This is a genomic window from Dyella sp. SG609 (assembly GCF_012275375.1).
In the GTDB taxonomy this organism is placed as follows: domain Bacteria; phylum Pseudomonadota; class Gammaproteobacteria; order Xanthomonadales; family Rhodanobacteraceae; genus Dyella_D; species Dyella_D marensis.
In genome coordinates this window covers 385,040-398,254 of sequence record NZ_JAAZQJ010000001.1, presented here as the reverse complement: position 1 = coordinate 398,254, position 13,215 = coordinate 385,040, and the positions used below count along the sequence as shown (strand labels likewise).

Here is a 13,215-nt window from a genome sequence, read left to right as displayed (position 1 = left end):
GCGCGCTTGCCGCGCACCCGATCGGAACCGTGACGTCCAGGAACGCCATGCCAACCACGCTACGCCGTCCTTGCTCCAGGCTTGCGTTCTCCCGGCCGGCCGCCGCCGCGCTGGCCTTCGCCTGGATCGACAACTCCCTGGTGGATAACCAGGCGGTGCCGGTCACCGGCGCCACCCTGATGCTGGCGGGCCTGCTGATCCTGGTGGCGGTGGCTGCCATGGCGCTGGCCTGGCGGCTGCACGGGCAGAACGAGCGCCTGCGGCAGAGCGAAGACGAGCTCGCCGCCGAGCGCGCCGCGCGCAGCGCCGACCGGGGCCTGCGCGAAGTGGTGCAGCACATCCCGGTGGTGGTGTTCACCCTGCAGCGCGATGCGGATGGCACGCGCCACGTGACGTTTTCCGCCGGCGACGTGCAGGCCCTGTTCGGCCTGGACACGCGCGAGCTGCTGCGCGACGGCGACGTGCTGCAGGAGCGGCCGCTGAAAGAACGCGTGCATCCGGACGACGCCGACGCCTTCCTCGCCCTGATCTCGCCGCTCGGCGACGACCTGGCGCCGCGCTCGCTCGACTTCCGCGCGTTCGGCGCCGAAGGCCTGCGCTGGATCCACGCCATGCTCGCGCCGCGCGCGCTGCCGGAAGGCCGGCTCAGCCTGGCCGGCTATTTCATCGACACCACCGAGTTGAATGCGCGCAACGAAGCGCTGCGCATCGCCCGCGACGTGGCCGAGCGCGCCTCCAAGGCCAAGGCCGATTTCCTCGCCACCATGAGCCACGAGATCCGCACGCCGATGAACGGCGTGATCGGCATGCTCGAACTGCTCGGCCGCACGCCGATCAATGCCGAGCAGCGCGAACTGCTGCGCGCGGTGGAGGACTCCGCCGGCGTGCTGCTGCAGGTGCTCAACGACATCCTGGATTTCTCCAAGCTCGAAGCCGGCGACCTGCGCCTGGACGACAGCGCCTTCGATCCGCGCGTGCTGGCCGACAACGTGGTGAGCGTGATGGCGGCGCGCGCGCAAACCAAAGGGTTGGCGATCCGGCTGGCGGTGGATGCCACCGTCGCCGGCACGCTGCGCGGCGACAGCGTGCGCCTGCGGCAGATCCTGCTGAACCTGCTGAGCAATGCCACCAAGTTCACCGAGCGCGGCAGTGTGGCGGTGCGGCTGGTGGTGCTGGGCGACGATGGCGCGCGGCAGCAGCTGCGCATCAGCGTGAGCGACACCGGCATCGGCATTGCGAAGGACAAGCAGGCCCATTTGTTCAATCCCTTCACCCAGGCCGAAGCCTCCACCAGCCGGCGCTACGGCGGCACCGGCCTGGGCCTGGCGATCTGCCGGCACCTGGCCACGCTGATGGACGGCACGGTGGAACTGGACAGCACGCCGGGCGCCGGCACCACCGTCGCTTTCGACGTGTGGCTGCCGGTCGAAAAACGCGAAGCGGCTGCACCGGCCTCGCTGCGCGGCCGCCATGCGGTGGTGCGGCTGGCCGCACCGGACATCGCCGCGGCGGTGGGCGAACATCTGAAGTCGCTGGGCTTGACGGTGGAGCTGGCGCCGCCGGAGCAGCCGCTGCGCGAAGGCATGGCGGCGAGCCTGCTGTTCGTCGAGCCGGCCGACCGCGACAGCGAGACGCGCATCAGCTCGCACGTGGTGGCGGTGACCGGGGAGGCGCTGCCCTCCGGCGGCACCGAGCAGCGCGACGAACGCTGGTGGCTCAGCGCCAATCCGCTGCGCTGGCAGGCGCTGCTGCGTGCGTGCCTGGGGGCGCTGGAGCTGCGCGACGAGGCCTATGCGGAACTGCCCGCCACACCGGAAGCGGCCGCACCGGCGCCGGCCTCCTTCGCCGGCCTGTCCACCCATCGCGGCGGCATCCTGGTAGCGGAAGACCATCCGGTCAGCCAGCAGCTGATCCAGCGCCAGCTCGCCCTGCTGGGTCTGGCCTGCGAGGTGGTCGACAACGGCGCGGACGCGTTCGACGCGCTGTCCGGCCACGATTACGCGCTGCTGCTCACCGACTGCAACATGCCGGGCCTCAGCGGCTACGAACTCGCCACGGCATGGCGCCGGCACGAGGCGCAGAGCGGCGCCGCGCGGCGCCTGCCGATCATCGCCATGACCGCCAACGCCCTGGCCGGCGAAGCGGTGCGCGTGCGCGAGGCCGGCATGGACGACGTGCTGGCCAAGCCGCTGCAACTGCTGCCGCTGAGCCAGGCGCTGCAACGATGGCTGCCGGAGAACGCTGCCGTGGCGGGCGCCGGTGCCGGGCTCCCCGGCCGCGCCACGCCGCTGGCCGGCATGGCCGAAGCCGAAGACGGCCCCGCGCTGTATTCGGACATGCTGCGCGCCTTCACCAGCGCCAGCCACGACGACCTGGGCGAATTGCGCCGCAGTGTCGAGCACGCCGACCCGGCCGCCGCCGCGCTCAGCCTGCACCGGCTGCTGGGCGCGCTGCAGCTGTTCGACGACGGTCCGCTGCTGAACCGGGGCCGGCAATTGCTCGAAGCGCTGCACGGCGCGGCGGCCCCGGAAACCCTGCCCCGCCTGCCCGGCTACGCGGCCGAGGTGGAGGCGCTGCTCACCAAGCTGAACCGGCTGACCGCCGAGCAGGGGCTTGGTTAGCTATTTTTCCGGGCGTCCGCGACAATAGGATTTGTCTGAATCCGCACGGGCGTTGGATGGATTGGACGATCCATCGACCCGGAGGGACCGCGCGGTGAGCGTCAGGGGGCGCAACAGGAAAGAGGTTTTCCCATGACATACAGGGTTTGGGGGCGGCCCAGGCTCGAGCGCCGTACGTGCACCGCCCCGATCGTTCAACGCATCGTTTTCGCCATCGCGCTGGCTGCGGCCACCGTCGCGCAGGCCGCGCCGTCGTCCGACTGGACGTACCGCGTACGTCCCAAGGACAACATCTGGGACCTGGCCGCCCGTTATCTGAAGTCCGATGTCCCGTGGCAGAAGCTGCAGGACTACAACCACGTCGCCGATCCCCTGCATCTGCCGCCGGGCATGACCCTCCATATCCCGGTCGCCTGGCTGCGCCTGGAGCCGGCCAAGGCCAAGGTGGTGGCGGTGATCGGCGAGGCCACGGCCAAGCTGCCCGACAGCGCCGCGCCGGTGCCGGTAAAGGCCGGCATGAGCTTCGGCTACGGCGCCAGCCTGAGCACCGGCAACGACACCAGCCTCACCTTGGAATTCGCCGACGGCTCGCGCGTGCTGGTGCAGGCCAACAGCGAGCTGGCGCTGGACCGGCTCAGCGCCTATGGCGATACCGGCATGGTCGACACGCGGCTGCGCCTGCAGCGCGGGCGCGTCAACAGCGACGTGCATCCGCTGACCGGCAGCGCGGCGCGTTTCAGCGTGTCCACGCCGGGCACCATTTCCAGCGTGCGCGGCACGCACTTCCGCGTGGTCGCCGGTGACGGCGCCGCACGCACCGAAGTGGTGGGCGGCAAGGTGGACGTGGGCGGCGAGAAGCGCCACGTGCTGGTGAAATCCGGCCGCGGCGTGGCCACCGCCGACGGCGCCGCGCCGGGCCAGCCGCAGGAGCTGCTGCCGGCGCCGGCGATCGCCTGCCCGAGCGGCCCGGTCAATCAGTTCCCGGTCGAACTGCATTGGCCGGCCCTGGCCGGCGCCGAGCATTACCGGCTGCAGCTGGCGCCGAACGACAAGTTCGAAGCGCTGCTGCTGGACCGCGTGGTCAGCACCAGCACCGCCACCCTGCCCGACCTGCCGGACGGCAGCTACGCCGTGCGCGTGCGCGGCATAGGCGCGGGTGCGCTGGAAGGACTGGACGGCGTCTGCCCGAACGTCACCATCGACGGCACGCCGCAGCCACCGCTGATCGTGTCGCCGCAGCCGGACAGCAAGGTTCGCGACAAGCGCCCGGAGTTCCGCTGGACCGAGAGCGTGCAGGCCGTTTCCTACCGGTGGCAGCTTTCCGCCGACGCCGCTTTCGGCCAGGTGCTGGCCGAACAGGACAACGCCCGCGGCGACGGCACGCGCGCGCCGCAGGCGCTGCCGCTGGGCCGCTACTACTGGCGCGTGGCCAGCCGCGACAGCAGCGGCAAGGTCGGTCCGTATACGCATGCGCTGCCGTTCGACCTGGTGGAAGAACCGCCGGTGCCGGTGCCGGGCGAGCCGAAGCGCTCCAACGGCGACCTGGTGCTGAGCTGGCCCGGCGGCACGCCCGGGCAGCACTACCACGTGCAGCTGGCGCGCGATCCGCAGTTCGCCAAGCCCGAGGTGGACGCCACGGTCGACAAGCCGGAGCTGGACCTGAAGAAGCTCAAGTCCGGCAAGTGGTACGTGCGCGTGCAGACCATCGACGTCGACGGCTACGCCGGCCCGTGGAGTCCCGCGCAGAAGACGCGCATCAGCTGCGCCTCCTGCCGCTGGGCCATCGCCGGCGGCGGCGCGGCGCTGCTGTGGCTGGCGCTGTGACGCGATGAGCGAACGCGCCGTCGCCAAGCTGCAGCGGCGGCGCGTCCGCGCATGAAGCGCTTCCATCCGATGGCGCTGCTGGCGCGCGCGCTGGGCTGGATGATCGGCGTGGCGGCGCTCACCCTGGTGCTGGCCAGCGGCCTGCCCGTGCGCCTGGACAACGCGTTCTACGACCTGCACATGCGCCACTGGAGCTACGGCCCCGGCGACGCGGTGGCGATCGTCGCGATCGATCCGAAGAGCCTGTCCGCACTCGGCAACTGGCCGTGGCCGCGCGCCACCCACGCCCGCCTGCTCGACCGCCTGAGCGAAGCCGGCGTGCGCGCGGTGGGCATGGACATCACCATGGCCGAGCCGGACCTGCGCCATCCGGAAAACGACCAGGCGCTGGCGCAGGCCATGCGGCGCAACGGCCGCGTGGTGATGCCGGTGTTTCCGGAAGCGGCGGATCTCGGCGGCACGCTGGAAGAAATGCTGCCGCCGCCGCAGATCGCCAGCGCCGCGGCGGCGTTCGGCCACGTGGACGCGGCGAAGGACGAGGACGGCGTGGTGCGCGGTGCGTATCTGCACGCCGGGCTGGGCAGTCCCTACTGGCCCGCGCTGGCGCTCGCGGTGCGCGACTTCGGCCAGGCCTCCGCGGCGCAAGGCCAGCCGCTGAGCCTGCATCGTTCGACGCTGGACAGCGCCTCGCCTTATCAATGGCTGCGCGACGACTACGTCATGCTGCATTTCGCCGGCCCCGCCGGCAGCTTCGACCAGGTGTCCTATGTAGATGTGCTCGAAGGCCGCGTGCCACCTGCCCTGCTCAAGGACCGCTGGGTGCTGATCGGCGCCACCGCCGCGGGCCTGGGCGACCTGCTCGACACCTCCGCTTCCGGCGGCAGCGAGCGCATGCCCGGCGTGGAATACCAGGCCAACCTGCTGGAATCGATGCACGACGGCAGCACGCTGGCGCCGCTGAATTTCAGCGGGCAGCTGGCGATCGGCGCGGCGCTGCTGGCGTTTCCGTTCCTGCTGTACGGACTGCCCGGCCTGCGCTCGGCGTGGATAGTCGCGCTGATAGCCCTCGCTGCGTGCTTCCTCGTCAGCGTGGGCCTGCTGCGCGAAGCGCGCTGCTGGTGGCCGCCGACCGGCTGCGCGGTGGTGATCCTGGCCTGCGCCGGCGTGCTGCGGCTGCTGCAGGGTGCGCGGCGGCGCGCCTGAGCTTTCATTCGATGATCCGGTGCTGGCGCGCCAGCTCGATCACCTCGCGGATGTTCGCCAGCCCCAGCTTGTCCATCAGGTTGCGCTTGTGCGCGCTGACGGTCTTGTTGCTGATCGACATGTGCCGTGCGATGTCGATATTGGCCATGCCCAGCGCCAGGCAGCGGAACACCTCGAACTCGCGCCGCCCCAGCTCGTGCAGCGGGCTGCGCGTGCCCTTCGCCGCCAGGCTGGACGCCGCATCCATGATGCCGCGGCTGAAATAGATCTTGCCGCGCACGATCAGCTGCGCCGCGGCGACCACGTCCTCCATCGGCGCGCACTTGTGCACGAAGCCGTCGGCGCCGGCGCGGAACGCGCGCACGCCGCTGACGGTTTCCTCGCTGGCGGAAATCATCAGGATCGCCATCGGCCCGCCGCCCTCGCGCAGGCGGCAGATCACTTCGATGCCGTCCGGCTGGGGAATGTCCAGGTCGATGACCAGCAGGTCCGGCTGCAGCTCCATGGCGACGGAGAGCGCCAGCTGGCCGCTGGTGCATTCGGCCAGCACCTTGAACTCCCCGGTCCGCTCCAGCATGTTGCGGATCGCCCCATTGATCATGGGGTGATCGTCGACGATGACGGCGGTGAACATGCCGCGGCCTCCCTGTGATGAATCGCCATGGCTCGTGCCGCGCATGGCGCCGCGGCGGACTCAGTAGCCCACTTCGGTGGCGTAGGCGTAGATCTCCATGTCCGAGCGCAGGCCCAGCTTCTTCATCGCGTCGGTCTTCTGCTTGCTCACCGTCTTGACGCTGCGGTCCAGCTTGCGCGCGATCTCGGTGACGCTCATGCCGGCGACCAGCAGGCGGATGATTTCGCCCTCGCGATCGGTCAGGCGGTTGATCGAGTGCGCGCCGAAGCGCGACAGCCGGCCTTCGAACGTGGCGCTGACGAAGACGTGGCCCGTGGCCGCAAGCCGCACCGCGGTATGGATCTCGGCCATGGCGGTGGATTTGTCCACGATCGCCTTCACGCCCGCCGTCAGCAGGGCCTGCAGCAAGGCGACGTTGCGCAGCATGGTCAGCACCACGATGGGCAGCTCAGGCCGCAGCTCGCGCAGCCGTTCGATCAGGCGGATGCCGTCCGGCGAGCTGTCGCTGGGCATGATGTAGTCGGTGACCACGGCATCGCATTCGACCCGGCTGAGCAGGGACAGCAATTCCACCGGACAGGACGCCTCGCCGACGACGGATATGTCGCTGCCGCCGAGCACGGCCATGACGCCTTTGCGAATGATCGGATGATCGTCGGCCAGAATGATCCGGATGTTCGCGTCGTTCGTGGTGTTCACTTAAGAAATCTCCTTGGCTTCGTAGCGCCTGGATGGCGGACATGCCGGGACTTGCCACGGCGGGTCCGCTGATGCGATGTCCCGGAAAACTCGCGCTGGGAAGTCCTGCGCGCAGCGTTCAATGTTCTAATGCGGCACCCGATGCATTTCCATGCGATGTATCCGAAATCGCATTCGTATTATTTGCAGCTGCGGAAGCTTCCTCGCTGCTTGCACGCAGCGCATCGATAAAGCCAGCCAGATAATCGTGCAGGGCCTTGGCGTGCCCGAGCACCTCTTCCGCGTCCCGGCCAGGCTCGACGGCGCCGGCCAGCACGGACAGCCGCTGCGCGCCGAAGAACGAACCCATGCCGCACAGGTAATGCGCCACTTCGCGCAGCCGCTGCAGATCGCGCCCGTCGAGATGCAGCAACAGGCGCTGCTCCTCGTTGCACATCAGCCGCAGGTAATCGTCCATGGCCGCCGCATCCTCGCCGAACACGTCGAGCAGGCGCCGCACGACCCGCTGCGCGTCTTCGCGGGTCGACGCATCGGGTTCCGGCCGCCCGGACAGGTCCGCTTCTGCCGAGGACGGTCCGTGGCGCGCGTCATTCATGAAGGAACAGCCGCCGCGCGGTGCGGCACCGGCGCCCAGCCAGACCAGCGCAAGCAGGCTCTCGATGCGTTGCTGCAAGGTTCGCGAAGCGTGTTCGGCGCCTTCGACCAGCGAGCGCTGGCGCGGCGTGAGCTCGGAATAGCCGAGCAGTTCGAGCGTACCGATGATGCCGGTGAGCGGCGTGCGCACATCGTGGCTGATCGTCGCGAGCATGGCCTGGTCCACCGGTGCCGCAGGCGTTGCGCTGCCGCTGCGCGCCGGCGCCAGGCGGCGGCGGAGCAGCAGCCATGCCGCCGCGACCGCGCCGAGCAGCACCACGCCCAGGGCGGCGTGGAGAAACCAGTGCTCCGGCGTCTGAATCGACGCCCGCGCCTGATCCGACACTTGCTCGCCGAATCGTCCTAACCAATCCCTGGCGACTCCCGCCCATATCTCGGTACTTGTGAGACGCATTGCCAGACTTCCTCCTGCTGCCGGGGACGCTTCCATCCCGCAAAGCCGCGTGGATCACCGCGGATCAGACGCTTGCCCGCATGCCCCCTTGTGGTCGTCCGTATCGGACTCCCCACTACCGCTGCGCCTACATGTGGCCTGAATCGGCTGCGGGCATTCTGGAACGGACGGCGGTGCTTAAGGCATTGGGAGTAGTCCGAAAAATCAGGCGCAGAACGCAAGCCCATGAATCGCCCGGCAAAACAGCCGCCACCCTCGCCGCTTGCGCCCCCATCGGCCGTTACGTAGAATTCGCGGCTCGCTGCCGGAATAGCTCAGTTGGTAGAGCGGCGCATTCGTAATGCGTAGGTCGTAGGTTCGATTCCTATTTCCGGCACCAGCTCGAAAACAAGAAAAGCCCTGGAAACCAAGCTTTCCAGGGCTTTTTTTGTGCTGTTCGGGCAGGCGCCGCCATCGCTTGCCATGCCCGCGCCGCTGCCTTGACGGCCCGCTCCTCCGCCTGCTGTGATGCCCCGGCCAGCGCTACGCCGCGGGCTGCGTGGCAGGGGCACGACACAGGGGGCAGGACCATGGATCGTCGAATCGCGGCGCGTCTTGCGCACGCTCAGCATGGAACACGCGCGGCCGGCCGCCGCCGATGCGGCTTCCGTTCGGACACCCCCGCGCCATTCCCATTCGCCTGACCACGAAAGCCCTGCCGCGCCCTTCCCGCCGGCGGCCTGCTTGTGCATCCGGTCGCAGGATCAGCGCCTTTTTCCAGCCGACAACGATCATCCCCTCAAGAAAGGAGTCCTTGAAGTGAAGCGATATCTCATCGAGCCCACGTTCCTGCCGGCGCACGAACCAGGTGCGGAAACCGGGCATGGCACCGGCGCCGCCTACCGGATTGTCGATACCAGGACGCAGCGCATCGTGCCTGCCGAAGGCGACGACATCGGCACCGTCGCGCGCGCCTGCGCCAGGCTCAACGAAGTGGACGAGCAAGCCGGGCCGGCATCCCCGAACCTGGCTTCGGGCGATTCGCTGCCAGACGACGTCGTGCAGTCCATCGCCATCTCCAATGCGAAGTCGCTTGAAGCGCAACCGGCCATCCTGGCTAATCTCGAACTGGCCCAGCAGGTGTTCAACCAGAACCTGCGCCAGCAGAACGCGGTGGCCCAGCAGCAGGCGATGAACCTGATCCGCCTCGCCGTGGTGGCCAAGTGCGTGTCGATGATCGAAAGCGCCGACGGCAACGACGATTCGGCCATCGAAAAGATCGGCAGGAACGCGGAAAAACTGTTCCAGGACCTGGGCCGCAGCATCGCCGGCGAAGAACCGTCGCCGCACGCGCCCTGACGGCTGCCGGCCGCAGACGCGACTAAGCCATCCCTACCCCATCACCATCATTCCAAGGAGCATCACCATGGCCAATCTTCCCGACGACATCATCGGCGCCGTCGCCATCGCCAACCTCAAGTCGATTGCCGAACAGCCCGCCATGCTGTCCAACCTGGCCTATTCGAACGCGGTGGCCACCACCAACCTGTCGCAGCAGAACGCCGTGGCCCACCAGCAGGCGATGAACGAGTTGAGCATCTCGATCCTGGCCAAGGCCGCCAACCTGATCAGCAACCTGGGCCCGCTGGAAGCGCGCTCGGCAGCCGAGGTGCTGACCAATAACGAGCTGGCGCAGACCATCGCCGACCTGAAGGCGACGACGCAGGCGTTTGCGGGCAAGTAAGCCGGCTGAAAAACGGAAGCCCCGAAAGGCGTGCTTTCCGGGGCTTTCTTATTCACCCATGCTTATCTCAAACGCTGGACAGCGAACGCGCCACGGCCTGCAGGCGGCGAGCGACAGGGGCAACCGTCTGCTTGTTCGCACCGAGCTTGAGCGCTGCCGCACCGGCCTCCGATGCGACCGCCACGATGTCGTCGACGATCCGCGCAGCCTCGCCGCGATCGATGCGGTAGTGATCCGCCAGGCGAAGCAGATCCTCGCGCGTGGGATCCGCCGACGTGCCGCCGGCGAAAGTCGTGGTGTGATGTCCGCCGGGGCCTTCCATATAGGTCAGATCGAAAGCCGGCGACAGCTGCCACTGGCCGCGGCGGTCCAGCATGAAGGCGAAGTTCTTGGCGTGGTCGTCGCGCACGCTCATCGCGGCATTGAATACGGCACGCCGATAAGCCTGCGGATAAGCCGCTTCCGGTATCGAAAGCGCCTGCATGATCTCGGCCACGTTCGCATAATCGAGGCCGAGATCGCGATGCGAGAAATGAATCAGTCCGCCCAGCGACTGGCAGAAAACCCGCGCGCCTGCCGCGCGATCGAAGCGGCGGGTAGCGAAAGCCGGCTTGCCATTGACCTCCAGCAGCAGGCTTTCCATCACGTCCACGCCTGCTTCGCGGGCGCACTGCATATAGGCGAGTTCGAGTATTGGAGCATCCGCCGGTTCGTTGCGTGCGGCGAACTTGATCAGCCATGCGCTGTATCCCTGCTCCGGCACACCGGCGGTGACGCGTGCGCGCCGATGGTCGTCCGACAGGTCCACCATCACCTTGGGACGAGCGCCTTGAGGAGAACTTCCCGCGCGCAGAAGTTCGTCGGAAACCTCGTCGAGATGGCCCTCGATGGTCGCCTCGACGCCTCGGCCGAGCACTTCGAGCGACATCTCCTCGCCGTGATCGTCATCGATGGCCGGGCGAAAACTCAGCGAACCCCAGGCGCGATGGCCCAGATAAGCCAGGCGGACGGCGGGAGAAATGTATTCCGGCTTGATCGCCAGCCGGGCCAGCGCCTTGTCCAGCAGATACAGGCCCCAGCCGTCCGGCAGCGCGTCGTTGAGCATGCCCGGCAGGCCGCGATATTCCGTGGGCAGGTCGCCGGCGTTCCGGCTGGACCAGACAGCTTCGTGGAGCGGCAGCGTGAAGGGAGAAAGCTGCAGCTGGCGCTCGCGCGCCTCGTCGCTCCACTCGAAATATCCGGCCTTGGTTTCCGTCTCGTAGTTGAGACGACCGACCAGGACGGGCTCCGGAAGATGCTCGGTCCAGACTTCGAGCTGGTGGTTCTTGGCCTGGAGCCAGGCCTCGGTGAAGTTCACCGCGGTGCCTCCGCCACGGGCCGCACGCGCCTGGCCTTCAGCGTATCCGTCGCCGACAGCTCCAGATAAAGCTCCTGCGCGCGCAGCGTCGGAAAGTGGGGGGACTCCAGCATGCGCAGGAAGTCCGCGCCATGGCCGAGGGCAAGCAGCAGTCGAAGCAGGCTTTCGTAAGCGATGGACTCCCCTTTCTCCATCGCCTTGACGGTTTGCACGGACACACCGGCCCGTTCGGCGAGATCGGCCTGGCGCCAGCCAAACGCCATGCGCTGGCGGCGTAGCCTTGCGCCGACCTCGCTGGGGAAAGCAGATAGGGAGGGAGGCTTGCGCCGCGGCGCTGGGACGAGTTCATTCAGGCTTTTCATGCACTTAGCATACATCGCCACTTAAAGTATGTCCATGGATACCTTAATTTAAGGTATCCATGGACATACTTTATCTGGACGGAAACGCCGAGCCACGGCTTATCCGAGGGCATCCCGGCCCGCACCGATCGGGCACCCGTTTCCGGCACCCGCATGCAAAAAGGCCCGCATCAAGCGGGCCTTTTTCTTAAACGTCGAGCGGCCTCAGAGCCTGGCCGACGTCCCGCCCTCCGCCAGCCGCAGCTCCTTCGGCAGCGCGAAGGTGATGGTCTCCGCTTCGCCGTCCAGCTCGCGCACTTCGCCCGCGCCCCAGGACCGCAGGCGCGCGATCACGTCGCGCACCAGCTTCTCCGGGGCGGAGGCGCCGGCGGTAAGGCCGATGTGCTGCACGCCGTCCAGCCATTCGCGCTGGATATGTTCGGCGCCGTCGATCAGGAAGGAGCGCACGCCCTGCTTCTCGGCCAGTTCGCGCAGGCGGTTGGAGTTGGAGCTGTTGACCGAGCCGACCACCAGCATCAGGTCCACCGCGTCGGCGAGGCGGCGCACGGCGTCCTGGCGGTTCTGCGTGGCGTAGCAGATGTCGTCCTTGCGCGGGCCTTCGATGTCCGAAAACTTTTCGCGCAGGGCCGTGATGATCGCCTTGGTGTCGTCCACCGACAGCGTGGTCTGGGTGACGTAGGACAGCTCGTGCGGGAAGCGCGGCTCCAGCTTCGCCACGCATTCCACCGATTCGACCAGCAGGATCTCGCCGGCATTGGCCGGGTTCCACTGGCCCATGGTGCCTTCCACTTCCGGATGGCCGGCATGGCCGATCAGCACCACGCTGCGGCCGGTGCGGCCCAGGCGCGCCACTTCCATGTGCACCTTGGTCACCAGCGGACAGGTGGCGTCGAACACGTTGAGCTTGCGGCTGTCGGCCTCTTCGCGCACCGCCTTGGACACGCCGTGCGCGCTGAAGATCACGGTGGCGCCGTCGGGCACTTCGTGCAGTTCCTCGACGAATACGGCGCCGCTGGCGCGCAGCTTGTCCACCACGTAGCGGTTGTGCACCACCTCGTGGCGCACATAGATGGGCGCGCCGTACGACTCGAGCGCGCGCTCGACGATGGCGATGGCGCGGTCGACGCCGGCGCAGAAGCCGCGGGGGTTGGCGAGAAGAATGTCCACGTGAAGCCTCGACTGTCGCTGGCCGGCGCGCGGGGCGCCGAGACCGGAATTATCCCACGCCCCCGGCCTGCTTGCCGGTGAACAGGCCGAAAGCGATCAGCAGCACGGCGCCGACGGTAATCCCGCAGTCCGCGATGTTGAACACCGGGTAGTACCAGTCCTGGTAATGGACCTGGATGAAGTCGGTGACCTGGGCCGCGTGCAGGCGATCGATCAGGTTGCCCAGGGCGCCGCCGATGATCAGGCCCAGCGGCAGCGCGGTGCGCCAGTCGGCGCGCGCGGTGCGCTTGAGCCACACCAGCAGGGCGCCGCTGATCAGCACGGCCAGGCCGACGAAGAACCAGCGCTGCCAGCCGGCGCTGTCGGCCAGGAAGCTGAAGGCGGCGCCGGTATTGAAGGCGAGGGTCCAGTTGAGGAAGCCCGGGATGACGGCGTGCTGCACGCCGGCCGGCTGCAGCGCGGACAGCGCCCACCACTTGCTCGCCTGGTCCAGCACGATCACCAGGGCGGACAGCCACAGCCAGGACAGGGCGTTGGGTTGCTTGCTCATGCGTCGTCCATGCAAGGGACTCAAAGA

12 protein-coding genes and 1 tRNA gene are annotated in these 13,215 nt (G+C 68.2%); 6 read left to right on the top strand and 7 right to left on the bottom strand.

The window, feature by feature from the left end; all coding sequences use genetic code 11:
- Window positions 1–47 precede the first annotated feature (47 nt).
- The 3 genes from FHW85_RS01855 to FHW85_RS01845 all read left to right on the top strand — a co-directional run bounded on the left by FHW85_RS01855 (window position 48) and on the right by FHW85_RS01845 (window position 5,648).
- On the top strand, window positions 48–2,621 hold the full coding sequence (locus tag FHW85_RS01855; RefSeq protein WP_168647121.1) for an ATP-binding protein: 2,574 nt from the start codon (window positions 48–50) through the stop codon (window positions 2,619–2,621).
- A gap of 132 nt (window positions 2,622–2,753) precedes the next feature.
- On the top strand, window positions 2,754–4,445 hold the full coding sequence (locus FHW85_RS01850) for a FecR domain-containing protein (RefSeq protein ID WP_168647120.1): 1,692 nt from the start codon (window positions 2,754–2,756) through the stop codon (window positions 4,443–4,445).
- A gap of 51 nt (window positions 4,446–4,496) precedes the next feature.
- Complete coding sequence (locus FHW85_RS01845; RefSeq protein ID WP_246866609.1) at window positions 4,497–5,648, top strand: CHASE2 domain-containing protein; 1,152 nt, start codon at window positions 4,497–4,499, stop codon at window positions 5,646–5,648.
- Between the two features lie 4 nt (window positions 5,649–5,652).
- Here FHW85_RS01845 and FHW85_RS01840 read toward each other — a convergent pair whose 3' ends face one another.
- From FHW85_RS01840 to FHW85_RS01830, 3 genes are all read right to left on the bottom strand, one after another.
- Window positions 5,653–6,282 (bottom strand): response regulator transcription factor, encoded by a 630-nt coding sequence (locus tag FHW85_RS01840; RefSeq protein ID WP_167254631.1) that lies wholly within the window; start codon window positions 6,280–6,282, stop codon window positions 5,653–5,655.
- A gap of 60 nt (window positions 6,283–6,342) precedes the next feature.
- Entirely contained in the window at window positions 6,343–6,981 is a 639-nt protein-coding gene (locus FHW85_RS01835; RefSeq protein WP_167254629.1) for a response regulator transcription factor, read from the bottom strand.
- Window positions 6,982–7,099: 118 nt separating this feature from the next.
- A complete protein-coding gene (locus FHW85_RS01830; protein ID WP_168647119.1) occupies window positions 7,100–8,065 on the bottom strand; it encodes a histidine kinase dimerization/phospho-acceptor domain-containing protein in 966 nt (321 codons plus the stop codon).
- Window positions 8,066–8,332: 267 nt separating this feature from the next.
- Here FHW85_RS01830 and FHW85_RS01825 point away from each other — a divergent pair.
- The 3 genes from FHW85_RS01825 (at window position 8,333) to FHW85_RS01815 (ending at window position 9,752) form a co-directional block, all read left to right on the top strand.
- Window positions 8,333–8,408 (top strand) — tRNA-Thr (locus FHW85_RS01825).
- 419 nt (window positions 8,409–8,827) lie between these two features.
- On the top strand, window positions 8,828–9,367 hold the full coding sequence (locus FHW85_RS22260; RefSeq protein WP_246866608.1) for a hypothetical protein: 540 nt from the start codon (window positions 8,828–8,830) through the stop codon (window positions 9,365–9,367).
- Between the two features lie 67 nt (window positions 9,368–9,434).
- Window positions 9,435–9,752, top strand: a complete 318-nt coding sequence (locus FHW85_RS01815) for a RebB family R body protein (RefSeq protein ID WP_167254484.1) — start codon at window positions 9,435–9,437, stop codon at window positions 9,750–9,752.
- A gap of 67 nt (window positions 9,753–9,819) precedes the next feature.
- Here the strand turns inward: FHW85_RS01815 and FHW85_RS01810 are convergent, their stop codons facing one another.
- From FHW85_RS01810 to lspA, 4 genes are all read right to left on the bottom strand, one after another.
- Window positions 9,820–11,109: a type II toxin-antitoxin system HipA family toxin gene (locus FHW85_RS01810; RefSeq protein ID WP_168647118.1), complete on the bottom strand. Its 1,290-nt coding sequence runs from the start codon at window positions 11,107–11,109 to the stop codon at window positions 9,820–9,822.
- A complete protein-coding gene (locus FHW85_RS01805; protein WP_167254479.1) occupies window positions 11,106–11,471 on the bottom strand; it encodes a helix-turn-helix transcriptional regulator in 366 nt (121 codons plus the stop codon). The genes FHW85_RS01810 and FHW85_RS01805 overlap by 4 nt, the downstream gene beginning before the upstream one ends.
- Before the next feature lie 204 nt (window positions 11,472–11,675).
- Window positions 11,676–12,638: a 4-hydroxy-3-methylbut-2-enyl diphosphate reductase gene (ispH, locus tag FHW85_RS01800; protein WP_168647117.1), complete on the bottom strand. Its 963-nt coding sequence runs from the start codon at window positions 12,636–12,638 to the stop codon at window positions 11,676–11,678.
- A 49-nt stretch (window positions 12,639–12,687) separates the two neighbouring features.
- Window positions 12,688–13,188, bottom strand: a complete 501-nt coding sequence (lspA, locus tag FHW85_RS01795) for a signal peptidase II (RefSeq protein WP_168647116.1) — start codon at window positions 13,186–13,188, stop codon at window positions 12,688–12,690.
- Window positions 13,189–13,215 lie beyond the last annotated feature (27 nt).